The sequence below is a fragment of the Cellvibrio sp. OA-2007 genome (assembly GCF_000953825.1).
Classification (GTDB): domain Bacteria; phylum Pseudomonadota; class Gammaproteobacteria; order Pseudomonadales; family Cellvibrionaceae; genus Cellvibrio.
This window is the reverse complement of sequence record NZ_BBUL01000096.1, coordinates 24,958-48,512: the sequence shown is the minus strand read 5'-3', so window position 1 is coordinate 48,512 and position 23,555 is coordinate 24,958. Positions and strand designations below refer to the sequence as shown.

The window sequence follows — 23,555 nt, the reverse complement described above, 5'->3', positions numbered from 1 at the left end:
CTGCTTATTTGCCACTGGTGTGAACTATTAGGCGAGGAATCTGCATGTGACTGATCATTCGATGCGGGAATTTCATTATGCTGATGCTGATTTTATTCGGGTGAAGGCGGTTATTTATCAAAAAGCTGGAATAAATCTTGGTGCAAGTAAAAAACAGTTAGTGTATAGCCGCTTAGCTCGGCGTTTGCGTTTGTTGAATATTGATAGCTTTAATGAATATTTAAATTATCTGGATCATACACCGGAAGAATTGCAGGAGTTTATCAATGCTTTGACTACTAATCTCACGGCGTTTTTCCGTGAGGAGCATCACTTTGACATACTCAGCAATTTTATAAAAAAGCATAGATATAATAAGCCTTGCCGAATTTGGTGTGCTGCCTCAAGCACGGGTGAAGAGCCTTATTCAATTGCAATGGCTCTAGTGCAGGCTTATGGCACTTATAGACCGCCGGTAGAAATTATTGCCTCTGATATTGATAGCCAGGTTTTGCAATCTGCTGCCTTGGGTATTTATGCTATTGATCGGTTAGATGTTTTTAGTCATGAACAAAAAAAACAATTCTTTCTGCGCGGAAAGGGTGCCAATACCGGGAAAGCCAAGGTAGTAGATGAATTGCGCGAGTTGATCAGTTTTCGCCAGATTAATTTGCTCGATAAGCATTGGCATCTAAGTGGATTTTTTGATGTTATTTTTTGCCGCAATGTAATGATCTATTTTGATAAATCTACCCAATTGGAAATACTGGGGCGTATGGTGCGGTTGCTAGTACCAGATGGGTTGTATATTGCCGGACACTCGGAAAGTTTTTCTCATGCAAATCATTTGGTACGTTTAGTTGGAAAAACAACTTATATTCCGGTCGGCGTGGATAATCTGGGGGGCGTTGATGGTAGATGAGAATAATGTACATCTCGCTCCCACGGTTTATTACGATCGCCACTTTATGCGGCAAGCCGTAAAAATATTACCTGGTGAATATTATGTCACTGCGGGCGATAAATTAATTGTGACTGTGTTGGGTTCGTGCGTGGCAGTTTGTTTGCGCGATAAATTTTCGGGTATTGGGGGAATGAATCATTTTTTGTTGCCTAGTGATAATTCTGAAAATACAGATTTTTTTACTGAATCGGCTCGCTACGGAGTATATGCCATGGAGCTATTGGTGAATCATCTGTTAAAGATGGGAGCGAATCGTGGGCGCTTTGAGGCTAAAGATTTTGGTGGTGGTAATGTGCTGCGCGGATTAACCCATTGTAATGTTGGGCAGCGCAATGTGGAATTTGTACTGGATTATTTACAAATAGAGCAGATTCCTGTGGTCGCACAAGACTTGCTGGGTGACTTTCCGCGGAAAGTATATTTTTTTCCTGACTCGGGTCAGGTATTGGTTAAAAAAATTAAATCCTTACATAACACAACTATTTCAGATCGTGAAAGTGAGTATCGTATGCGAATGAAATACACGCCTAAAAGTGGGGGCGTTGAGTTATTCGATTAAGTAATGATTTAAAGATTTTGTTGGAATTGAATGCTTATGCCGATAAAAGTGTTGGTGGTTGATGATTCTGCCTTGGTTCGCAGTTTGCTGGCGGAGATTGTTCGCAATGCGCCAGATATGGTGTTGGTAGGTGCTGCCCCCGATGCTTATGTGGCCCGTGATATGGTGAATCAATTTACGCCTGATGTAATTACGCTGGATATTGAGATGCCCCGTATGGATGGTTTGGCTTTTTTACAAAAGTTGATGGCGGCACGTCCTACGCCGGTTGTCATGATTTCTACATTAACGGAAGCTGGTGCCGAGGCCACATTGCGCGCCTTAGAGTTTGGGGCGGTAGATTTTATTCCCAAACCTAAGTTGGGAGTCAGCAGTGGGATTAAGGAATACGCAGAAATTATTCTAGAAAAAATTCGTTCTGCAGCAAGTGTTCGTGTGAAACCCTTGCAGAAAAAAGAGCGCGTTGAAGTTCGTATGGATCAAAAGATTCAACCGGCCAATGCGTTGGCGAGTACAGAAAAAATTATTGCTATAGGCGCTTCAACTGGAGGGACTGAAGCAATAAAAGATCTGCTAATACAATTACCTGCCGTAGTGCCGGGGATTGTCATCACCCAGCATATGCCACCCGGGTTTACTCGCACTTATGCTGAGCGACTTAATAAAATTACTCGTCTACATGTAGTAGAGGCAAAAGGCGGTGAGCGTATTTTACCGGGGCATGCTTTTTTGGCGCCAGGAGGGCACCATTTAATAGTGGTTCGTTCCGGTGCCGACTATGTGGTTAAACTTTCTGATGCGGAGCCAGTTCATCGCCATAGACCTGCAGTAGATGTGATGATGGAGTCGGTTGCAAAAGTGGGTGGAAAAAATGTAATTGGTGTTTTGTTGACGGGGATGGGGAAGGATGGCGCAAAAGGAATGCTGAATATCCGCAATGGTGGAGGCTACACTTTTGCACAAGATGAGGCGAGCTGTGTTGTGTATGGGATGCCTAAGGAGGCGGTGCTTTGTGGGGGCATCGATCAGTCCATTGAGTTGGATCGAATGGGGGCTGCCTTATTAGATAGAGTCAAGCAAATGGGGAGCGGCAACCGACTCTAATATCAAAACTCCTTGGCGGCTTGTAGAAACTCGACGATAAAATAATCTTCCTCTGCTTTATTTTCTATGTGTATTTTACCATGCATTTTTTCTATGATTTCTTTGGCTATCGCCAACCCTAGATCTCCCTCTGCATATTGTTCTTGATTGATAGATTTATTGTTCGTGCCAAAATATAACAGTAAATTCTTATGTGCATCATCATTGAGTTTTTTTCCTGCGATAGCAATGGCAATTTTCACCCGGTTGCGATCTTCGCTAATGCGTATGCCTAATTTGGCATTCGGAGATGAGAGCTTTAGTGAGTACTGCAGTAGGTGTGTTAGTGCTTGGTGCAGGCGTGCGCTATCTATGTGTACGGTGAGATTCTTTTCTGTTGCTGAGATTGTCACATGACATTGATATATATCAATGTAGGCTTCATTTCGTCTTAGAGTTTCTTCAATTAAAGGGTGGATCAGTTGTGTTTTTAATTTATAGGGCGCATCACCTTTAGATAAATTGTGCACTTCGATTAAATCACTCATGAGCTTTTGTAATTTGACGCTGTTATTTTGTGCTACGCCGACTGCGTGATGTAAGGGCTCTGGAAGGTGGGTAGATGCATCGTTTTGTATCAGGCTAATGGCTTCAGTTATGACATTAAGCGGCCCCAGAATTTCTTTGCTGGCGGCGGTAATAAATTGACTGTGAAGCCCATCAATGCGTCGCTTTTCAGTTATGTCACGTACTATGCCTATAAATAGTGGTTCACCGTGTTGAAAAACACGGGACACCATAAGATCCATAGGAAACTCATCACCGTTGCGGCGTAAACCAATTACTTCGCGCCCGATTCCGAGGATGTTTTTCTTGCCTGTTTTAAGGTGTGATTTTATGTATTCATCGTGCAATGATTTGTGCGGTTCAGGCATTAGTGTACTGATGTTGCTGCCGATAATGTGTTTGGCTCTATATCCAAAAATGGTTTCCGCTGCGTGGTTAAAACTTTGAATTTTCCCGTCTTTTGAGATTGTGATGATACCGTCGGCAATATCATTAAGAATGGTTTGTGTCTGTTGGCTGCTGGCCTCAAGTTCTGCTTTGTCCTTCTCGTGCTGTTGTTCATGATTCATGGTTTGAATAAATTGAGCAATGCTTTTCAGAATCGGCTCTAGCTCTTCTGCAGTTTGATTGGTGTAGCCAAGGGGAGAGTTGGCTAGCCCGAGGATAGCTATTTTTTCCTGGCCATTGTAAATAGGAATTCCAATAAAGTTGTTTATAGGCGGGTGGCCGGGCGGCAGTGTGCTTGCGCGCATGTCGCGAGCCAGATTGGGGCTGATAATGGGTTTTTCTGAGCGCAGAATCATCCCGAATAGATTATCCAAATTCCGGTATTCACCATTCTCTGGCAGGTTGGTTACACGGAAATTTTCTAGAGTTCGATCTTCTTTTTTATGACTCCCAAATACCAGTGCACACATGAGCGGGTTTTGTTCGGCATCTTTTTTTACCTGCGCAATAAAACCTAGCTCGCTGTTGCAAAGTGGCAAAGTTTCTTTGAGTAGTGCGCTGAGTGCAGACTTTATGTCGCTATCGCCAATGTAAATAGACTGGGCATTGTTAATTATTTTTTCCAGTTTCTGTTTTTGATTTAATTTATTAGTGATTTTCAGCAGATGAAAATTTTTATTGAGTTGGTCTTCCATGTTGTGCCGCGCGCGCGTGGTGCTGGCGATCACAAAAAAAATAAACAGCAGCGTCATGCTGGTCATGGCGATAGCGGTGGGCCCATCCCCAATAAAAATAATAATGCTGAGTGGGGTGATTGCGAGAATTACAAAACCAACGGATGAATATTTGTCTACGGTGAGGGAGGTCATTGAACCACTTGCTACACCCGCAAGTGAAAAAGCGAGTAGCGCTTGGTAAACCGTATCGTCTGGCGCAAATAATAAAAATGCAGTGGCGCCCCAAGCCGATCCGGTTAGCCAAACGCCTATACGAAAGCAGTTCAGCCAAAAACCGGCGGAGTACAGTTGGTGCGCGTTATGCCAAAAGATCCATAAAATCAGGCGTGCAAGCAGGGTGCAACCCAACAGTAAATTCCACAAAATGATTTCTGCTTGGCCTATTATTTGCCAATGGGAGATGCTGAGAATCAATGCAATGATAATTGATGAGAGGAGTGACACCGGAAGGCTGTGGTAGAGCGAGCGCATTTGTTCGGTAGCCAATGTCGATTGGTTGAGTGACTCGTCGTCAATTGGCTGCTGCAATAGCGATTTCTCAGGCATTCAGTGTTCCGTTCGTCAGCAGATGGAGCTAGTAAAGGGATTTTGTTGTGGTGGCAGCAATAAAATTGATTTTAAGCTGATGTGAGTATAGGACAGTCTGCGCGGCTTTCTAGTTTAGTGGAATGATATGGCTCAAGGCTCGCAACCCCACCCGGCGCTATTGGCTGAGTGGGGGCAGGGGGGGCAATTATTGTACTGGCGAAGCTTAATAGAGACGATATTGCTCGGGGATCTGCTCGACTGCATCAATCGGCGGCATGAGTTTGCGCAAAATACCGTCGTGAATATCGTAAATCCAGCCATGAATCGTTAATTCTTGTCCGCGTGCCCACGCGTTTTGCACTATGTTGCTGCGCGCCACATTTTCTACTTGCTGCACTACATTTAATTCGCAGAGGCGGTTAACACGATCGTTGGGGTCGGTGAGCTCATCCATAATGTCTTTGTTTTTGTAGTAGACATCGCGGATATTGCGCAGCCAGTAGTCAATCAAACCTAATTTATGGTTTTCCATTGCCGCTTTTACCCCGCCGCAGCCGTAGTGGCCGGTTACCATCACATGTTTTACTTTGAGGAATTCAACAGCGTAGTTGAGTACGGTCATGCAGTTGAGGTCGGTGTGAATCACCACGTTGGCAACATTGCGGTGTACAAATAATTCGCCTGGCGCCAAGTCGACAATCTGGTTGGCGGGAACGCGGCTATCGGAGCAGCCAATCCATAAGTATTCAGGCGCTTGCTGTTCGGCCAACTTGGAAAAAAAGTTAGGCTCTTTGCGTTTAATGTCTTCGGCCCACTTAACGTTGCTGGCAAATAGGCTTTCTAAATCACTCATTATGTTTCTCCGGGTGGACACCTACACAGGTCAGATTTGTCGTGCGAGATTGAGTCGCAAAATCAGCCCGCAGTATAGGGGAAAGCGAACTGAGAGTGTTACATTGCACTTTTTCTGATGCTTGGCTTGGATCGTTTGAAAGGATAAAAACAATGAAATCCGCTGCTCAAAATACCCTCTATTGGCACGACTATGAGACTTGGGGTGAGGTTCCTGCGTTGGATAGACCCTCCCAGTTTGCCGGTATTCGCACCGATGAAGAGTTAAATATTATCGGCGAGCCGCTGATGATCTACTGCCAGCCTGCGGCAGATTTATTGCCCAAACCGGAAGCGTGTTTGGTCACCGGTTTGTTGCCCCAGCTAGCCGCGGAGCGTGGGTTGCCGGAGTACAAATTCATTGCGGCGATCCACGCGGAATTATCCCGCCCTGGCACCTGCGGTGTCGGCTATAACTCCATCCGTTTTGATGATGAGGTGACGCGTTATGCGCTGTATCGCAACTTTTATGATCCCTACGAGCGCGAGTGGCGCAATGGCAATTCGCGCTGGGATATCATCGATATGGTGCGCATGACCCGTGCGCTGCGCCCCGATGGTATAGAGTGGCCTAACTACGAAGACGGCCGCCCCTGCTTTAAGTTGGAGATGTTGAGCAAGGCCAATAACCTCGAACACGAGGCAGCGCACGATGCGCTCTCGGATGTTTATGCCACTATCGCGGTGGCCAAGCTGATCAAGGCAAAACAGCCCAAGCTTTACGATTATGCCTATCGTTTGCGCGATAAACGCTTTGTCGCTAGTTTGATCGATATCGACAGCCATAAGCCGCTGCTGCATATTTCATCGCGATTTCCCGCTGAAAATGGCAATGCGGCATTAGTGTTGCCGCTGGCGATGCATCCCACCAACAAAAATTCGGTTATCGCCTTTAATCTCGGTACTGATCCGCAGGCATTGCTGAGTTTGCGGGTAGATGAACTGAAGTTGCGCCTGTTTACCCGCACGGAGGATTTGCCCGAAGGGGTGGAGCGTTTGGCGCTTAAGGAAATTCATTTCAATAAAACGCCGATGGTGTTGCCTCCATCAATGTTGGATGACGCTACTGCACGGCGTTTGGCGATCGATAAACAAGCCTGTGAGCGACATTGGCAGACCCTGTGTAACCTCAGCAGATCTGAACAGCAGCAGTTGCAGCAGAAACTTTACCAGCTATACAGCAGTCAGGAATTTGCTGAAAAAACCGATCCTGAGCAAATGCTCTATAGCGGCTTTTTTGAGGCACACGACAAACGCTTAATGGATCGTGTACGTCAGGCAACGCCTGAAGCGCTGGCCAGTGAGGTGTTTGATTTCCACGATTCGCGCTTGGCGGAAATGCTATTTCGCTATCGCGCGCGCAATTTCCCGGCCAGCCTTAGTTCTGATGAGTTGCAGCGCTGGCAGCAGTTTTGTCGTTGGCGATTGACTGACAAAGCGGCGCAGGCCAGCCTGACCCTGGCGGAGTTTGAACAGCGGCTGCAGTTGCTGATAGCGGATGTGAATACCACTGAGGTGCAGCAAAATCTGTTGCAGCAATTGGCTGTCTATGCCGATCAACTTAAACAAAGTCTGTAATAATCTCTTGTTTTACTCGTCCAATTAAACCGGTCATTAGTACTGCTGTTATTTTGGCTTTAACGGGGTGACTAGTGGCTGAGATCCATTTTCATTTAGCGTTAAAAGCCACACTTTAACCCTTGTAAGTGTGGGAATTTGCGCGGCTTGCGAGTACAATCCCGCGCCCAAGTAGGTACTGGTCTGTGGCTTGTGCCCGGTGAATTGTCAACGAGTTATAGCGGGAGCTTCCCATGTCATCTATCAAAAAAGTCGTGTTGGCCTATTCCGGCGGCCTCGATACTTCAGTAATCGTCAAATGGCTGCAAGAAAACTACAACTGTGAAGTTATCACCTTCACCGCTGACATTGGTCAGGGCGAAGAAGTAGAGCCAGCGCGCGCCAAAGCCCAAGCGCTCGGCGTTAAACAAATTTATATCGATGATCTGCGCGAAGAGTTCGTGCGTGATTTCGTCTTCCCGATGTTCCGCGCCAACACCATCTATGAAGGTGAATACCTGCTCGGCACGTCTATTGCGCGTCCATTGATCGCCAAGCGTTTGATTGAGATCGCCAACGAAGTGGGTGCCGATGCAATTTCCCATGGCGCTACCGGTAAAGGTAATGACCAAGTGCGCTTTGAGCTGGGTGCCTATGCACTTAAGCCGGGCATCAAGGTAATCGCGCCCTGGCGTGAGTGGGATCTGACTTCCCGCGAAACCCTCATGGCCTATTGTGAGCAGCACAATATTCCTGTTGATTTCAACAAAAAGAAAAAATCGCCTTACTCTATGGATGCCAACCTGCTGCATATCTCTTATGAAGGTGGTGTGTTGGAGAATCCGTGGACTGAAGCAGAAGACGATATGTGGCGCTGGAGTGTTTCGCCTGAAGCCGCCCCTGATCAACCAACCTATCTCGACCTGACCTATGAGAAGGGTGATGTGGTCGCGATTAACGGTGAGCGCATGTCGCCGGCTACCGTATTGACCTACTTGAACAAAGTAGGTGGCGAGAACGGTGTCGGTCGTTTGGACATAGTTGAAAACCGCTTTGTAGGCATGAAGTCTCGCGGCTGTTACGAAACTCCTGGTGGCACCATTATGCTGCGCGCACACCGTGCAATTGAATCCATCACCTTGGATCGTGAAGTCGCGCACTTGAAAGATAGCCTGATGCCCAAGTATGCCGAGATGATTTACAACGGCTTCTGGTGGAGTCCTGAACGCAAGATGATGCAAACCATGATCGATGAATCGCAAGAGTACGTGAACGGTGAAGTTCGCGTGAAACTCTACAAAGGTGCGGTGCATGTGGTTGGTCGTCGCTCAGCTGACAGTCTGTTCGATGAGAAAGTTGCAACCTTTGAGGATGATGCTGGCGCATACAACCAAAAAGATGCAGAAGGCTTTATTAAACTAAATGCCCTGCGTATGCGTATTGCTGCCAATAAAGGTCGCGTGCTGAAGTAATTGGTAAAAGTCCGTCTCTGTTCGGGGGGCGGATTGTCGATTAATAGCCTATTGTTGCTCTATTGATCAAAAGCGCTGCGTTCGCGGTTAAAAGCGCATAAATAATTTGATAAATATCAATCCTATACCGACGAGGGTGAGACAAATTGCCGCTCATAAGGCAAAATGCCGCACCTAAAGTAGGGTTATAGGCTTGGGTTAAATTTACGAGTGCCGTGTAGCTCAGGCGATAAGTAGCGCTGACAGAGACAAAAAGTTTTCATTTTCTTTTAAGTAATAGGAAAGTCCTATGGGTAGTCATGCGACAGTAGCTGGAGATCCTCCAGTATACGACTTCGATATAGTGCGCAAATTCTCCATTATGACCATTGTTTGGGGCATATTTGGAATGGGGGTTGGCGTTCTTATCGCTTCTCAATTGGTTTGGCCTGGTCTCAATGATCTGCTTCAACCATACACCAGCTTCGGTCGCTTGCGCCCGTTGCACACTAACGCAGTTATTTTTGCATTCGGTGGCTGCGCACTGTTTGCTACTTCTTATTATGTGGTGCAACGCACCTGTCAGACCACATTGTTTGGTGGCTGGTTAGTTCCCTTCACCTTCTGGGGCTGGCAGGCTGTTATCGTTTTGGCAGCAATCACCTTGCCTCAGGGCATGACCTCGGCGAAAGAGTACGCCGAGTTGGAGTGGCCAATTGATATTCTGTTGGCGCTCGTATGGATCTCTTACGCGATTGTTTTCTTCGGTACTATCGTTAAGCGCCGCACCTCACATATTTATGTGGCTAACTGGTTCTACGGTGGCTTCATTGTGACCGTGGCAGTACTGCACATTGTTAACAGTGCCGCAATCCCAGTGACCTTGACCAAATCCTATTCTGCGTATGCGGGTGCTGCCGATGCCATGGTGCAGTGGTGGTATGGTCACAATGCGGTAGGTTTCTTCTTAACCGCAGGCTTCCTCGGCATGATGTACTACTTTGTACCCAAGCAAGCTGGCCGCCCGGTTTACTCTTATCAATTATCTATCGTCCACTTCTGGGCGTTGATCTCCCTGTATATCTGGGCAGGCTCGCACCACTTGCACTATTCTGCATTGCCGGATTGGACCCAGTCGCTGGGTATGGTGATGTCTCTGATTCTGCTGGCGCCAAGCTGGGGCGGTATGATCAACGGGATTATGACTTTGTCAGGTGCATGGCATAAATTGCGCACCGATCCTACCTTGCGCTTCCTGGTTGTTGCTCTTTCTTTCTACGGTATGTCTACTTTTGAAGGCCCGATGATGGCCATCAAAAACGTAAACGCTTTATCGCACAACACCGACTGGACTGTAGGCCATGTGCACTCGGGTGCTCTGGGTTGGGTGGCGATGATTTCTATCGGCGCGCTCTACCATATGCTGCCAAAACTGTTTAACCGCGAAGAAATGTACAGTGTGAAATTGATCAATTTGCACTTCTGGTTAGCAACTGTGGGTACCGTATTATACGTAGTCGCTATGTGGATCAATGGTATTGGTCAGGGCTTGATGTGGCGTGCATTTAATCCAGACGGCTCGCTGACCTACAGCTTTATCGAGACAGTTGTATTCAGTAAGGGTGGTTATGTAATGCGTGCGATTGGCGGTGCCTTCTTCCTGACCGGCATGCTGATCATGGCGTACAACACATACCGCACCGTAAACGCAGCTAAAAAAGCGGCCGAAAGTGTTAATCAGCCTGTTCAGGCGCCAGCTGTTTAAGGGGAATGCCATGAAAGGTCATGAAATAGTAGAAAAGAATATCGGCTTGATGACTGTGTTTATGGTCATTGCTATCAGTTTCGGTGGTTTGGTGGAAATTGTTCCGCAATTCTTTCTTAAGCAAACCACGACACCTATTGAGGGTTTGAAGCCGCTGAATGCAGTGCAACTGGAAGGGCGTGACGTTTATATTCGCGAAGGCTGCCATGTGTGCCACACCCAAATGGTGCGTCCACTACGTGCTGAAGTTGAGCGCTATGGTCACTACTCAGTAGCGGGTGAATCAGTGTATGAACATCCTTTTCTGTGGGGTTCAAAGCGTACCGGCCCTGATTTGGCCCGTGTTGGTGGCCGTTACTCGGATGACTGGCACAAAGTGCATTTGTTTAATCCACGTATCGTAGTGCCTGAGTCCATCATGCCTGCGTATCCGCATTTGTATGACAACAAGTTGGATGGCAAACACACTGGCGACAAAATGCGCGCACTGGCTAAGGTCGGTGTTCCATACACCGAAGAAGATGCAGCAGGTGCTGAGCGGGCAGTTAAAGGTGTGACTGAAATGGATGCACTAGTGGCTTACCTGCAAAATCTGGGCGTGTTGCTCAAAGAGAAGCGCTAATGGACGTAGGTACAATCGGCGCAATCTCTACGGTACTGGTGACTATTGCGTTCTTCGGCGTTTGTTTTTGGGCATTTTCCCCTAAACTCAAAAAACGTTTTGAAGAAGATGCCAAGTTGCCATTTGCCGATGAACCTCAAGACAAGCACACAGATGATCATAAGTAATCATCGATTAGGGCGGATTTAACTATGAGTACTTTTTGGAGCCTTTGGATCATTATCCTGACAACCACTAATTTGGTGCTGTTGTTATGGATTCTCTTAGCTACCCGTAAAAAAGTGGTAGTGGGCGAAGCAAGCACGGAAGCGCAAACGACTGGCCACGAATACGATGGTATTGAGGAGTATGACAATCCTCTGCCGCGCTGGTGGTTTTATATGTTTTTACTGACTTTTGTTTTTGCTGTCGGCTATTTGATTATTTATCCCGGTTACGGTTCTTATGAAGGTATCAAGGGTAAAGATGGCAAGGCATGGACATCGGTTAACGAACTGCGCGGTCATCAAGCCGAGGCAGAAAAAATCTACGCTGAAACCTATGGTGTCTATTCCAAGATGCCAATCGAAGAAGTTGCCAAAAATCCGGATGCTTTGAAAATGGGTTTCCGCTTGTTCTCCAACAACTGCGCCGTATGCCATGGTGCGGATGGCGGTGGTAACCCCGGCTTTCCGAATTTGACTGACAAAGATTGGCTTTATGGCGGTACACCAGAAAAAATTCATGAAACTATAGTGAATGGTCGCAAAGCTGCTATGCCTGCCTGGGGTTCAATCTTGGGTGAAGAGGGTGTAGCTAATGTCGCTGAATATGTATTGCAGATTTCAGGTGGCGAGCACGATAAAGCTAAAGCTGAAGCCGGCGCTAAACTCTTTGCCGCTAACTGCGTTGCTTGTCATGGCGTTGATGGCAAGGGTAACCAAATGGTTGGTGCACCTAACTTGACTGACAAAATTTGGCTTTATGGTGGCGAACCCGCCACCATCCGTCAAACGTTGCGTGATGGCCGCAATGGTGTAATGCCAGCGCAGCAAGAGCTACTGAAGGAAGATCGTATACATTTGCTGGCTGCTTACGTTTACAGCCTGTCTTTGGAAGAATCTAACTAATTCTTCCTGCAAAGGAGGCAGGCTCAGGCCTGCCGTAAGTAACGTTGTTGATTTGTCATAACAACGGCAGTAATGAGGTAGTTCCCTTGAGTGAAAAGCCTTCGTCAAAACAAGCTCCATCGTCTACAGATACTGGCATCCGCTATGTGAACCTCTACGAGGCGGATGACAAGATCTACACTCGTCGTATTACCGGCTTTTATCAGCGCTTGCGCCGTTACACTGGCTTACCCTTAATGTTGGGTTTTCTGTTAATGCCTTGGCTGATGATTGACGGTCGCCCAGCGATTCTGTTTGATCTTCCCGAGCGTAAATTCCATATCCTTTGGCTCACCTTCTGGCCGCAAGATGCAATGTATCTCGCTTGGTTATTGGTGATAGCTGCTTTTCTTTTATTTACCGTAACCGTGTTGGTGGGGCGTGTCTGGTGCGGTTTCACTTGCCCGCAAACGGTCTGGACGCAAATGTTTATTTGGGCTGAACACCTGTGCGAAGGGGATCGCAACAAGCGTATGAAGTTGGATGCTCAGCCTTGGGGATTTGAAAAGCTGTGGCGTAAAGGTGCTACACAATCAATCTGGATCGGCATCTCACTGGTGACCTCGCTTACCTTTGTTGGCTATTTCACGCCTATTCGCGAATTGATCACCGGTTTTTTCACCTTTCATCTGGATCTGGTCACTGCTTTTTGGGTGCTGTTCTATGTGGCGGCGACTTATATGAATGCCGGGTTTATGCGTGAGCAATTCTGTAAATACATTTGCCCCTACGCACGTTTTCAGGCGGTCATGTATGACCATGATACATTGACAGTTTCTTACAACAATATCCGCGGCGAAAAACGTGGTCCGCGTAAATCGGGTGACGACTACAAAGCACAGGGCTTGGGCGATTGCATTGATTGTTCCTGGTGTGTGCAGGTGTGTCCGGTGGATATAGATATTCGCGATGGTTTGCAGGCTGAGTGTATCGACTGCGGGCTCTGTGTTGATGCTTGTAATAGCGTGATGGATAAAATGGATTATCCGCGCGGATTGATCAGTTTTACTACTGAGGATGCCATCCAAACTGGCACTACTAAAGTATTTCGTCCGCGCTTACTGGGCTATGGCTTGATGCTGACGATTATGATTTCCCTGTTCGTTTACTCCATCGCCACCCGTGTACCCGTGGGGCTTGAAGCCCAGCGTGATCGCGGGGTGCGAATGTATCGCGTGGTGGAAGACAATATACAAAATGTATATACCTTGAAGATCAGCAATATGGATCGCAACACCCATATCTACGATATAGAAGTAGACGGCGACTATGACTTTGATATTCAGGGGTATAAAGCCATTCCCGCGGTTGAGGGTGAGGTGTTGACGATTCCAGTGCGGGTATCAGTCAAGCAGGCAGAGTTAAAGAGTAAAAAGTCGGAGATTCATTTCCTCGTTCGCGCCCGTGAAAACCCTGCAATTACCGCGACTAACACCACCACTTTTATTGGCCCTTAATTTTGCCCTTCAATTATTTTCCCAAGGTGTTTGCATGAGTATTGCGCAGAAAGTTGCCTCCGAGAGAGATGTGATGAGCGAGACAGATGACGAAAGTGTTAAGCCCTGGTACCGCCAGTTTTGGTTCTGGTTTGTATTCAGTCCATTGATTTACATCATCATCATGTGCTCTGTTACGGTGACCATTGCGCTCAAGGGTGCCGATGATGTGATTATCGATAACTATTACAAAGAAGGGCGCATGATTAATCAAGCGCTGGAACAGGATAAGCGTGCCCAGGCGCTGGGCTTAAGTGGCAACCTAAGCTTTGATCGCACTAGCGGCGAGGTCTCCCTGACAATCGCCAATCCGCCAGCGGAGACGGCCTTGATGCCTGAAAAACTGTTGTTGCTGATGGGGCACCCAGTCAAAGCGGCAAAAGATCAGTTGATCACACTGATTGCTATTGCACCGGGCAAGTACCGTGGCGAATTATTGGTTGAGCCGGATTACTCCTGGTACCTAACCCTATATCCCATTGACGACTTAGCCCTGCGCAAAGATGCCCCCTGGACTTTGAGCGGTGAAATAGATTTCCGTGCGGCCGAAAATACGCTACTAGCGCCGCGCGTCCACTAGTCGAGCATTAAATGGCGACCCCAACGCCCTCCGCGAGCATTTCCGGGCAGGCCTGTTATCACTGCGGCCTGCCAGTACCTCCCGCTTGCGATTACTCTGTCAATATTCAAGGGCAAACACGGCTAATGTGCTGCCCCGGCTGCCAAGCGGTGGCTATGGCGATTGTCGATGGTGGTTTGGAAAGCTTTTACCAATTTCGTACTGCCAGCAATGAGCGCCCCGAGGCGGCAGGGCAGGCATCCCAGCGCTGGGATATTTACGATTTGGAAGAAGTGCAATCCGAGTTTGTCGTTCCCTTTGACGATAGGTTTAAACAAGCCAATTTACTGCTGGAGGGCATTAGCTGTGCCGCCTGCAGTTGGCTGATCGAAACTCACCTCAAAAAAAATCTTGCGATCCAATCGGTTACTGTCAGTCTCAGCACCCATCGCTGCGCGATTGTGTGGGATTCGAAATTCCCGCTCAGTGAGATATTTCAATCCCTTGCGGCAATTGGCTACCTGCCACGCCCGGCAACGGATGACCAGCAGCAACAATTAATCAAAAAAGAAAACCGTATCGCCTTGTTTCGCATCGGTGTCGCCGGTTTCGGCACTATGCAGGCGATGATGGTGGCGGTGGGTATGTATACCGGCGCGACCGACTTCTGGTTGGATTTTTTGCGCTGGCTGTCGATGCTGGTGGCTACGCCTGTCGTCTTTTTTTCCGCCTGGCCATTTTTTCAAGCCGCTTGGCGCAGTATTCAAATGCGCCATTTGGTGATGGATGTACCGGTCGCGTTGGCGATAGGTTTGGCCTATTGCGCCAGTGTTTGGGCGACAGTTTCGGGCGCCGGTGACGTCTATTTTGAATCTGTCTCCATGTTCACTCTGTTCCTGTTGGTGGGGCGCTACGTGGAGCTGCGTGCGCGCCATCGCAACCGGTTGGCGTTTGGCAATCTCGCGCAACTAATGCCGCTCACTGCCTGCTGCTTGCGTGAAGAAAATGGCTGCGAAATTGAGCAGCCCATGCCCATTAAAACCCTACAGTTAGGTGATGTGATTTTAGTCAAAGCAGGCGAAACTTTTCCTTGCGATGGACGTGTTTTGGCGGGAGAGAGCGCGGTAGTAGAGGCGCTGCTGACCGGTGAGTCCCGCCCCATCAGCAAGCAACCGGGCGATATGGTGATTGCCGGTACGCTGAATAATCACAGCCCACTTAAAGTGGAAGTCACCGCTTTGGGCGCGGCAACCCAACTCTCGGCCATTGAACGGTTGGCAACCCAGGCGGCAGAGGAAAAGCCGCAGCAAGTCTTGGCTGCTGATCGCATGGCGCGCTTTTTTATCGCTCGCTTGTTAATTGTATGCAGTGCCGTGTTTGCTTTCTGGCTCTGGTATCGCCCTGAGCAGGCGCTCTGGGTAACCTTGTCGGTATTAGTCGTGACTTGCCCCTGTGCTTTGGCTTTGGCTATGCCAGCGGCGCTATCGGCGGCAACGGCCAACTTGCGTAAACGCGGTTTTTTGGTGGCGCGCGGCCATGTCATCGAGGCGCTCAATGGTGTTAACCGGGTGATTTTTGATAAAACCGGTACTCTCACCAAAGGCAAGTTTGTTGTGCAGCAGGTGCAAGCGTTTGCAGGCGTTGATCTATCGCGCGATCAATTATTAGGCTTGGCTGCGGCACTTGAGGCTGGCTCGAACCACCCGCTAGCCGTTGCTTTTCAACAGTGGCAAGGTCTGTATCAAGCACAGGATATTAAACAAATCACTGCCGCCGGAGTGGCAGGGCGGATTGCCAATCAGGTCTACCGCTTAGGTACCGCCGAGTTTGCGGCTGAGCTTTTGCCTGATCCGAACGTGCCACTTGTATTACCTGATTCTGTTCACACCTGGTTGTTGCTGGCCAATGAGGCGGAACCCTTGGCCTGGATTGCCCTGGTGGATGAAGTGCGCCCCGATGCGGCGGCTTTAATTCAGCGGCTTAAAGGGCAGGGGATCGCCGTTGAGTTGTTAAGTGGCGATCAATCCGGCGCCGTTGCACAACTCGCACAGCAACTGGGTATTGATGACTATGTTGCCGGCGCCAAACCGGGCGACAAATTGTCGCATCTGAGCCAGCGCCAAGCAGCGGGTGATAAAGTGCTGATGATTGGCGACGGCATTAACGATGTGCCCGTATTGGCCGGTGCCGATGTGTCGGTCGCTATGGCTTCAGCATCGGACTTGGCGCAAACTCGCGCTGACTCAGTGCTGCTGAATGATCGCCTCGACGTGATTGCCGATGCATTGGCAATCGCCCAGCGCACCAAAGGCATCATCAGCCAAAATCTGCGTTTTTCGCTGGCCTACAATCTGCTCGCTTTACCACTTGCTGCGGCTGGTATGATTCCACCTTGGCTGGCGGCAATCGGTATGACTGCCAGCTCCTTGATCGTCATTTTTAACGCGCTGCGTTTAACCAAATAAGTTCATCACCGTGAGTAGTTAATGGAAAGTTTGTATTTTCTTGTCCCTTGCGCACTGATTTTTATCGGTCTGGCGATCAAAGTGATGTTTTGGGCGATCAACAATGGCCAGTACGATAACCTCGATACCGAGGCGCATCGCATCTTGTTTGATGCGGACAAAAAACAACAAGATCCTGCCTCTGCAGCCACCGATATACCTGAAAACACCTCTGACGATAAGAACGCCCGCCCATGATAATTGACTGGTCTGCTCTCACTGCCGCGTTTTTGCTCGGCCTTTTTAGCAGTGCCCACTGTGTGGGCATGTGCGGCGGGATTATGGGCGCACTGAGCATGGCAGTACCGGCTCATGCCAAGGCGCGGCGCTGGTTTATCCTGCTCAGTTACAACCTCGGGCGCATTGCTAGCTATGCCTTGATGGGGGCGATAGTCGGCCTCTTCGCCTCGCAGATTACCGAAGCGGGCGGAGCAGTCTGGTTGCGTTGGCTGGCAGGTGTGCTGCTGATTGCGATGGGCTTGTATCTTGCCAACTGGTGGCGGGGGCTGACCTATCTGGAAAGTGGTGGGCGCTATTTGTGGGCCTACTTGCAGCCGCTGGGTAAAGCCTTAATGCCGGTCGATACTGTGCCGAAGGCGGTTGCGCTCGGCGCTATCTGGGGTTGGTTGCCCTGTGGTTTGGTCTATTCAGCGCTGGCTTATGCCATGGCACAAGGTCATGCTGTTGGCGGCGGTTTGGTGATGCTCGCCTTTGGTTTGGGCACCTTGCCCGCCGTGCTCGCAACCGGTTTTATTGCACAGCAATTGGGGCGTTTGTTACAGCGCCCGCGCATCCGGTGGAGTTTTGCGCTAGCGGTGATGCTGTTTGGTCTGTGGACTATTTGGGGTGGCGGTTACGGCAGCCATCAGCACCATCACGATAGTAGTCATTCAGCTATGCACGAAGGTATGGATCACTCAGGCATGGATCACTCGCAAATGAATCATGCAGATATGAAGCACATCATGATGAATCATGCCGCAATGGATCATTCGGAAAGCCATGATGCCGCCGTGCAACAAGCGCCCGCAGAGCAAGGTTCTGTGCTCGAGCAGACAGACGTCCATCAGCACCATTCATTAAAATCCTCAGCTGCAGCACATGAGTAACCTGATTAAACAGTCTTAACAGTGGGCGCTAGGCGAACGAAATTCACCATGCTAAGGTGCGTGGCTGCTAAGCTTGCAACTGAACAAAGACTTTCTTGTCTAATTATTCGCCATTAGCTTGTTCATCTGTTTTTAAGTGAGCGTTTGAGATATCACTATGACTAAAACCCCGTGTCTTGGGTTCTTCTGCGCTTTGGTTTTGTTATCAGCGATTTTGGCTGCACTGCCAGTGAAGGCAGAAAACCAAACTGAGCCAGTCATTGAGACTGATGCTACTTGTGAGAGCTTTGAAGGGCGGCGCATTAAAATTGCTGACGCCAATAAAACCCGTATCGACATGCATCTGTTTGATGACTTGCAAGGCAAACAAATTCGCAATATTCAATTTAATAGTTTATCGGTATTTGATAAAAACGATCCAGGCGAAAACAATAGTCTTTATTTGTTTCTAAATAAGCTTCATATCAACACTCGCTCCAGCGTTGTACGCGCGCAATTATTATTTAAAGAAGGCGAGTCACTGAGTATCGATAAAATTCAAGAGAGCGAGCGTATTCTGCGCAAACGCCCCTATCTTACCAACGCGTATATTGTTCCTGTCACCGTCTGTGCCGAGCAACTCGACATAATGGTAGTCACTCAGGATGCATGGGCACTTGAGCCGCAACTTTCTCTGAGTAAAGAATCGGAAGGAACAAAATCCGGCTTTGCCATTTCCGATGGAAATATATTGGGTACGGGCAATAGTTTAACCATTGGTTATGAGCAAAATACCCAGCGCAATTTGATCAGTTATGATTTCAGCAATCCGCATATTTTCAATTCACAAATCGCCACCAAAATTTACTACGCCGATACCAGTGATGGTCGCGATACAATTGTGGATATTTCTCACCCTTTCTATTCGTTACAAACTCCTTGGGCCGCCGGTTTTTATACGCAAGACGTAACTTTGGAAGAACCCATCCGCCATATGGACGAACAAATAAATGAATTTCGCCATCAAACTATGCACAATCGAATTTATTTTGGCGTGGCGACTGATGTTACTTCAACACATACCCAGCGCTGGTTGGTGGGCCTCTCTAACGAAGAAGACAATTTTTTTGTATCGAAAGATACATTGCAAGCTATTCCTGAACAGCGCAAAGCGGTTTATCCCTGGATTGAATATCAATACCTTGAAAATCGTTACGGCGTATTTAAAAACATCAACCAAATTCAGCGCCCGGAAGATATAGCACTGGGGCAGAATTTAAGTTTTCGTTTGGGATATGCCGGAACCCAATTTGATAATCCCGATGATGTGATCCGCTACATAGGGAATTACTCGAATATCGTTGATTTTGATAAGCAGCATATTTTTGAAACCACGCTGGAGTTAGATGGGCGTCATCATTCCAGCGTCAATGGTATTGATAGCGCTGTTGCGGGAATTAATCTTACCTACAACTATTTTCAAGATGCAAAACGCCGCTGGTATCTGGGGTTTCGTTATGACATAGGGCAGGATTTGGCGCAGTATGAAGAGCTAACCGTGGGCGATATTACCGGCTTGCGCGGCTACCCTACAGATTATCAGCGTGGTGATGAGCGCTATGTGTTAACTATAGAGCGTCGCTATTTTACAGACATGCATATTTTTAATTTAATGCGCGTTGGCGCAGTGATGTTTTTTGACATGGGCAAAGCCTGGGGCATAGATCAATATGGTTACAGTCCATTATTGAGTAATGTGGGCGTTGGCTTGCGTTTTAGCTCCAGTAAAGTGCGCATCGGCAACGTAGTGCATATCGATGTTGCAATGCCAACATCTGCGCGTAATGCTGAAGGTGTCAGTGGGTATCAACTGACGGTCGGCGCTGAATCAAAATTTTAACTTGAGTTGCACATCACCAAGCACTCGCGCAGGTTAATCTATTTTTATTGATCGTAGCTACGGCGACATTTCCCGTGATAGTTACGGCAATGGTTACAACGATTAATGTTCGGAAAAATATCTATGCGAATTCTTCATACCATGTTGCGTGTTGGCAATTTACCCAAGTCAATAGAGTTTTACACTCAGACGCTGGGAATGAAACTTTTGCGGCAGCAGGATTATCCCGAGGGAAGGTTTACTCTCGCATTCGTGGGTTATGGGGATGAAGACAGCAACAGCGTTATTGAGTTAACGTACAATTACGGTGTTGAGTCATACGATTTGGGCAAGGGCTACGGGCATATTGCTTTGGGGTGTGACGATGTTTATGCCACCTGCGAAAAAATTCGTGCAGCCGGTGGAAAGATTGTGCGTGAGCCTGGTCCCATGCTGCATGGCACCACCATATTGGCGTTTGTTGAAGATCCAGACGGCTACAAAATTGAATTGCTGGGTGTTAAATAATTCACGCAGCAATATCATCATCAGCTTTACAATCAGTTTGTTTTTTTTCGCCCTACCGAGATGAGCGTTTTGTCGCTCCTTATTTATGATCACACACCTGTCTCAACTGCAATTTGATAATCGCTTGGTGCGTGAATTGCCAGCTGATCCTGAAACGGAAAATTATCGTCGTCAGGTGACCGGCGCAATTTATTCGCGCGTAAATCCCACCCCAGTTAAAAACCCTCAGTTAGTTGCTGGCGTCAAAGAAGTGGCTGCACTATTGGATTTACCTGAGGCCATTTTTCAGCAAGCTGAATTTGTGCAGGTATTTGGCGGCAATCAATTACTTGTTGGTATGGAGCCTCATGCCTGCTGTTATGGTGGTCATCAATTTGGTAATTGGGCGGGGCAGTTGGGCGATGGCCGCGCTATTAACCTGGGCGAAGTACGCAATCAACAGGGCGAGCACTGGACTCTGCAATTAAAAGGCGCCGGTCCCACACCCTATTCACGCACGGCCGATGGTCTGGCGGTGTTGCGTTCTTCGGTGCGCGAATTTTTGTGCAGTGAAGCCATGTTTCATTTGGGCGTTCCCACTACCCGCGCGTTGAGTTTGATTAGCACCGGTGAGTGGGTGCGGCGCGATATGTTTTACGATGGCAATCCGCAACTGGAAGCCGGTGCGGTAGTTTGCCGCGTCGCCCCTAGTTTTACCCGCTTCGGCAATTTTGAAATATTGTCCGCGCGCGGTGATATCGATTTGCTGAAACAATTGGCTGATTTCACTATCCGCAGCGATTTTTCACATCTGTTAGAAGGTGAAACTGATGAAATTACTACCGCTACCTATGTGCAATGGTTTACTGAAATTTGTATTAGCACCGCGCAGTTAATGGCGCATTGGATGCGTGTTGGTTTTGTGCACGGAGTGATGAATACCGACAATATGTCGATCCTGGGTTTAACGATTGACTATGGCCCCTATGGTTGGTTGGAAGGCTACGAGCCGGATTGGACGCCGAATACAACAGACGCTCAAGGGCGCCGCTATCGCTACATCAATCAGCCGCGTATTGCATTGTGGAATCTGGCACAGCTCGCCAATGCGCTCTACCCATTAATCAATAGCGTTGAGCCATTGCAGCAGGCGTTAGAAAAATATCGCGCGGAATATGAACGCTGTGCACAGCACGATATGGCCAATAAATTAGGCTTAAGTCAATTTGATCCAGTGCAAGATCAAGCGCTTACGGACAACTTATTGCAAACGTTGCAAACAGCAGAAATCGATATGACGATTTTTTATCGTCTACTTGCGCGCTTATCACTCGATGACATTGATCAATATACGGAGCAGCAGTGGGTTGATATTGTGCGTACTGCTTATTATTCCGCACCAGATGCCAACGCGGAAACGGCGATGGCAACTTGGCTGCGCAGTTACGCGCAGCGGTTGCAACAAGATTATATTTTGACGGGCAACAACGATGCACAGCGACGGGCGCGCATGAATGCGGTTAATCCAAAACATGTATTGCGTAACTATCTTGCGCAGCAAGCGATTGATAAAGCCACCGAAGGTGATAACTCTGAAGTAGAAAAGTTGTTGCAAATATTGCGCAACCCTTACGACGAACAGCCTGAGTATGAAGCCTATTTTGCCAAACGCCCTGAATGGGCGCGGCATAAGGCAGGTTGTTCGATGTTGTCGTGTAGTTCGTAATAAGCAGTATCAAACCGCTGGTGGTGTGGTTGTAATCCTTAATTTTTAGCCAGAGACAAATATGATCGGAAAAATTTTAGGTTTTATCGCAGGTATTTTTGCTGGCGGTCCTTTTGGTGCAATTGTGGGGGCACTGCTGGGGCATTTTCTAATTGATCGCAAAAAAAATGCGACACCTAAAATGTCGCATGAACAATTGCATGCGGTGCAGGTAAACTTTTTCACCACCGTGTTTTTATTGTTAGGGCATTTGGCAAAAGCCGATGGCCGTGTCAGTGAAACAGAAATTCAACTGACCGAGTCGCTGATGAGCAAAATGGGGCTAACCCCGGAGCATCGCCGCGAAGCCATACGCTTATTTAAACTGGGCAGCACGGATGAGTTTGAACTTGATGCAGTGATGAACGAATTTAAACAACACTGTGGTGCCAGCCCTAATTTGATTAATATGTTATTGGTCAATCTGGTTAACTTGGCGATGGCCGATGGTGTATTGGATAATCAAGAGGCACAGGTGTTGCGCGTGGTTGCGGAGCGTTTGGGCTTTTCCCGTTTTGCCTTTGAACAGTTGTTGCGTATGCTCAATGCACAAAATAGTTTCAAGCATGAGCAGGGATACCATCAGGCTGGGCAACAACAGGTGCCGCGTGCTGATGAGTTGGCTTTGGCTTATGAGGCTTTGGGTGTAGAAAAAACCGTCAGTGATGCTGAACTAAAAAAAGCTTATCGCAGATTAATGAGTGAATATCACCCGGATAAACTCATCGGCCAGGGCATGCCGGAAGACATGATTAAAGCTGCTACCGAGCGCGCTCAGGAAATTCAAGCCGCTTATGATTTGATAAAAAAATCTCGTTAATACTTTCCCTCAGCGAGGCGTTTTATTCGCTGAGGAATTCTTTTTCTAGTGTTGTTCTTATAGCTGTTTCTATTTCGTATTGCTTCAAAATCCCCTCTATTACGACAAATAAGAATAAAGCGCGTTTGCGCTATTAGCATTTGTCGGCTGCAGTATTTCTCGGACATGTGTGAATTATTGTGACGCCTAAAACATTTTTAGGTAAATTATTGACAACGTTGTCCAGTTGGGTGTAATTTCATCATGTCTGTTGCGTTTACACATTTTCACAATAATAAAAACAGTGTGATAAGCCAAGGAGCGATAGTGAAGACTAATTTCCCTCGCTGGAAATAATCATGGTTTTCATGGATTTTTCTTTATCAGGACATTGATTCCACCTTGTTTTTTCGCAAGGTGCGTGTGGTTGTTTTCTCAATTTCAAATTATGAATTTTTATTGGGTGATCACTCAGGGCTAACTCTTGCCTGAAGGTTGCTATTACCCGAAAAAATGCGGAGATATGTTTGGCAGGAGGCTTGTTTGACGGACGAAAAATAACAAATGGAATAGGGGTGTTGAACGGGTTGCAAGACCTGAATGTGCAAGTCCGGGAGATTCTGTGTTGCCCAAATGCGCAACAAGAATGTGATGAAAACA

General features: G+C 47.7%; 20 protein-coding genes. 18 read left to right on the top strand and 2 right to left on the bottom strand.

Annotated features, from left to right (window positions below; genetic code table 11):
- The first annotated feature begins 46 nt into the window (after positions 1-46).
- The 3 genes from AWU77_RS17020 to AWU77_RS17010 are packed head-to-tail and all read left to right on the top strand — an operon-like array spanning position 47 to position 2,606.
- Positions 47-901 carry a CheR family methyltransferase gene (locus tag AWU77_RS17020; protein WP_238582507.1) on the top strand — a complete coding sequence of 285 codons (855 nt, stop codon included), beginning with the start codon at positions 47-49 and terminating at the stop codon, positions 899-901.
- Positions 891-1,502 carry a chemoreceptor glutamine deamidase CheD gene (cheD, locus tag AWU77_RS17015; protein ID WP_062066176.1) on the top strand — a complete coding sequence of 204 codons (612 nt, stop codon included), beginning with the start codon at positions 891-893 and terminating at the stop codon, positions 1,500-1,502. Before AWU77_RS17020 ends, cheD begins: the two co-directional genes overlap by 11 nt.
- A 30-nt stretch (positions 1,503-1,532) precedes the next feature.
- Entirely contained in the window at positions 1,533-2,606 is a 1,074-nt protein-coding gene (locus AWU77_RS17010; RefSeq protein ID WP_202966670.1) for a chemotaxis response regulator protein-glutamate methylesterase, read from the top strand.
- 2 nt (positions 2,607-2,608) lie between these two features.
- Here the strand turns inward: AWU77_RS17010 and AWU77_RS17005 are convergent, their stop codons facing one another.
- Positions 2,609-4,882, bottom strand: coding sequence for a PAS domain S-box protein (locus AWU77_RS17005; protein ID WP_062066173.1), 2,274 nt, complete (start codon positions 4,880-4,882; stop codon positions 2,609-2,611).
- A 205-nt stretch (positions 4,883-5,087) separates the two neighbouring features.
- Complete coding sequence (can, locus tag AWU77_RS17000) at positions 5,088-5,717, bottom strand: carbonate dehydratase (RefSeq protein ID WP_062066169.1); 630 nt, start codon at positions 5,715-5,717, stop codon at positions 5,088-5,090.
- Between the two features lie 152 nt (positions 5,718-5,869).
- Between can and sbcB the strand changes: the two genes are divergently transcribed.
- The 15 genes from sbcB (at position 5,870) to djlA (ending at position 22,916) form a co-directional block, all read left to right on the top strand.
- Positions 5,870-7,333: an exodeoxyribonuclease I gene (sbcB, locus tag AWU77_RS16995; protein ID WP_062066166.1), complete on the top strand. Its 1,464-nt coding sequence runs from the start codon at positions 5,870-5,872 to the stop codon at positions 7,331-7,333.
- A 233-nt stretch (positions 7,334-7,566) separates the two neighbouring features.
- Entirely contained in the window at positions 7,567-8,784 is a 1,218-nt protein-coding gene (locus AWU77_RS16990; RefSeq protein ID WP_062066162.1) for an argininosuccinate synthase, read from the top strand.
- Between the two features lie 289 nt (positions 8,785-9,073).
- Positions 9,074-10,528: a cytochrome-c oxidase, cbb3-type subunit I gene (gene ccoN, locus AWU77_RS16985; RefSeq protein ID WP_062066159.1), complete on the top strand. Its 1,455-nt coding sequence runs from the start codon at positions 9,074-9,076 to the stop codon at positions 10,526-10,528.
- A 10-nt stretch (positions 10,529-10,538) separates the two neighbouring features.
- The gene (gene ccoO / locus AWU77_RS16980) at positions 10,539-11,150 is read left to right on the top strand and encodes a cytochrome-c oxidase, cbb3-type subunit II (protein WP_062066150.1); all 612 of its coding nucleotides are present in this window, start codon (positions 10,539-10,541) and stop codon (positions 11,148-11,150) included.
- Positions 11,150-11,317 (top strand): CcoQ/FixQ family Cbb3-type cytochrome c oxidase assembly chaperone, encoded by a 168-nt coding sequence (locus AWU77_RS16975; RefSeq protein WP_062066141.1) that lies wholly within the window; start codon positions 11,150-11,152, stop codon positions 11,315-11,317. The genes ccoO and AWU77_RS16975 overlap by 1 nt, the downstream gene beginning before the upstream one ends.
- A 24-nt stretch (positions 11,318-11,341) precedes the next feature.
- On the top strand, positions 11,342-12,259 hold the full coding sequence (ccoP, locus tag AWU77_RS16970; RefSeq protein WP_193747556.1) for a cytochrome-c oxidase, cbb3-type subunit III: 918 nt from the start codon (positions 11,342-11,344) through the stop codon (positions 12,257-12,259).
- Between the two features lie 86 nt (positions 12,260-12,345).
- Complete coding sequence (ccoG, locus tag AWU77_RS16965) at positions 12,346-13,755, top strand: cytochrome c oxidase accessory protein CcoG (RefSeq protein ID WP_062066842.1); 1,410 nt, start codon at positions 12,346-12,348, stop codon at positions 13,753-13,755.
- Between the two features lie 34 nt (positions 13,756-13,789).
- Positions 13,790-14,374 (top strand): FixH family protein, encoded by a 585-nt coding sequence (locus AWU77_RS16960; RefSeq protein ID WP_238582506.1) that lies wholly within the window; start codon positions 13,790-13,792, stop codon positions 14,372-14,374.
- Positions 14,375-14,385: 11 nt separating this feature from the next.
- Positions 14,386-16,818: a heavy metal translocating P-type ATPase gene (locus AWU77_RS16955; protein WP_062066132.1), complete on the top strand. Its 2,433-nt coding sequence runs from the start codon at positions 14,386-14,388 to the stop codon at positions 16,816-16,818.
- Positions 16,819-16,839: 21 nt separating this feature from the next.
- Positions 16,840-17,055, top strand: coding sequence for a cbb3-type cytochrome oxidase assembly protein CcoS (gene ccoS / locus AWU77_RS16950; RefSeq protein ID WP_062066122.1), 216 nt, complete (start codon positions 16,840-16,842; stop codon positions 17,053-17,055).
- Entirely contained in the window at positions 17,052-17,966 is a 915-nt protein-coding gene (locus tag AWU77_RS20800) for a sulfite exporter TauE/SafE family protein (RefSeq protein WP_084618523.1), read from the top strand. Before ccoS ends, AWU77_RS20800 begins: the two co-directional genes overlap by 4 nt.
- A 157-nt stretch (positions 17,967-18,123) precedes the next feature.
- Positions 18,124-19,845, top strand: a complete 1,722-nt coding sequence (locus AWU77_RS16940) for a hypothetical protein (RefSeq protein ID WP_062066114.1) — start codon at positions 18,124-18,126, stop codon at positions 19,843-19,845.
- Positions 19,846-19,968: 123 nt separating this feature from the next.
- Positions 19,969-20,352 (top strand): lactoylglutathione lyase, encoded by a 384-nt coding sequence (gene gloA / locus AWU77_RS16935; protein WP_062066105.1) that lies wholly within the window; start codon positions 19,969-19,971, stop codon positions 20,350-20,352.
- Positions 20,353-20,437: 85 nt separating this feature from the next.
- The gene (locus AWU77_RS16930) at positions 20,438-22,057 is read left to right on the top strand and encodes a YdiU family protein (RefSeq protein WP_062066099.1); all 1,620 of its coding nucleotides are present in this window, start codon (positions 20,438-20,440) and stop codon (positions 22,055-22,057) included.
- A gap of 61 nt (positions 22,058-22,118) precedes the next feature.
- A complete protein-coding gene (gene djlA, locus AWU77_RS16925) occupies positions 22,119-22,916 on the top strand; it encodes a co-chaperone DjlA (RefSeq protein ID WP_062066089.1) in 798 nt (265 codons plus the stop codon).
- Positions 22,917-23,555: the final 639 nt, after the last annotated feature.

Excerpts from the sequence above, each read along its gene's own strand:
- AWU77_RS16955 (WP_062066132.1), top strand. The coding sequence starts at position 14,386 with ATGGCGACCCCAACGCCCTCCGCGAGCATTTCCGGGCAGGCCTGTTAT.
- can (WP_062066169.1), bottom strand. The coding sequence starts at position 5,717 with ATGAGTGATTTAGAAAGCCTATTTGCCAGCAACGTTAAGTGGGCCGAA.
- AWU77_RS16960 (WP_238582506.1), top strand. The coding sequence starts at position 13,790 with ATGAGTATTGCGCAGAAAGTTGCCTCCGAGAGAGATGTGATGAGCGAG.
- ccoS (WP_062066122.1), top strand. The coding sequence starts at position 16,840 with ATGGAAAGTTTGTATTTTCTTGTCCCTTGCGCACTGATTTTTATCGGT.
- ccoO (WP_062066150.1), top strand. The coding sequence starts at position 10,539 with ATGAAAGGTCATGAAATAGTAGAAAAGAATATCGGCTTGATGACTGTG.
- ccoP (WP_193747556.1), top strand. The coding sequence starts at position 11,342 with ATGAGTACTTTTTGGAGCCTTTGGATCATTATCCTGACAACCACTAAT.
- AWU77_RS20800 (WP_084618523.1), top strand. The coding sequence starts at position 17,052 with ATGATAATTGACTGGTCTGCTCTCACTGCCGCGTTTTTGCTCGGCCTT.
- AWU77_RS17005 (WP_062066173.1), bottom strand. The coding sequence starts at position 4,882 with ATGCCTGAGAAATCGCTATTGCAGCAGCCAATTGACGACGAGTCACTC.
- cheD (WP_062066176.1), top strand. The coding sequence starts at position 891 with ATGGTAGATGAGAATAATGTACATCTCGCTCCCACGGTTTATTACGAT.
- gloA (WP_062066105.1), top strand. The coding sequence starts at position 19,969 with ATGCGAATTCTTCATACCATGTTGCGTGTTGGCAATTTACCCAAGTCA.
- AWU77_RS16975 (WP_062066141.1), top strand. The coding sequence starts at position 11,150 with ATGGACGTAGGTACAATCGGCGCAATCTCTACGGTACTGGTGACTATT.
- AWU77_RS16940 (WP_062066114.1), top strand. The coding sequence starts at position 18,124 with ATGACTAAAACCCCGTGTCTTGGGTTCTTCTGCGCTTTGGTTTTGTTA.
- AWU77_RS17010 (WP_202966670.1), top strand. The coding sequence starts at position 1,533 with ATGCTTATGCCGATAAAAGTGTTGGTGGTTGATGATTCTGCCTTGGTT.
- AWU77_RS16930 (WP_062066099.1), top strand. The coding sequence starts at position 20,438 with ATGATCACACACCTGTCTCAACTGCAATTTGATAATCGCTTGGTGCGT.
- AWU77_RS16990 (WP_062066162.1), top strand. The coding sequence starts at position 7,567 with ATGTCATCTATCAAAAAAGTCGTGTTGGCCTATTCCGGCGGCCTCGAT.
- djlA (WP_062066089.1), top strand. The coding sequence starts at position 22,119 with ATGATCGGAAAAATTTTAGGTTTTATCGCAGGTATTTTTGCTGGCGGT.
- ccoN (WP_062066159.1), top strand. The coding sequence starts at position 9,074 with ATGGGTAGTCATGCGACAGTAGCTGGAGATCCTCCAGTATACGACTTC.
- sbcB (WP_062066166.1), top strand. The coding sequence starts at position 5,870 with ATGAAATCCGCTGCTCAAAATACCCTCTATTGGCACGACTATGAGACT.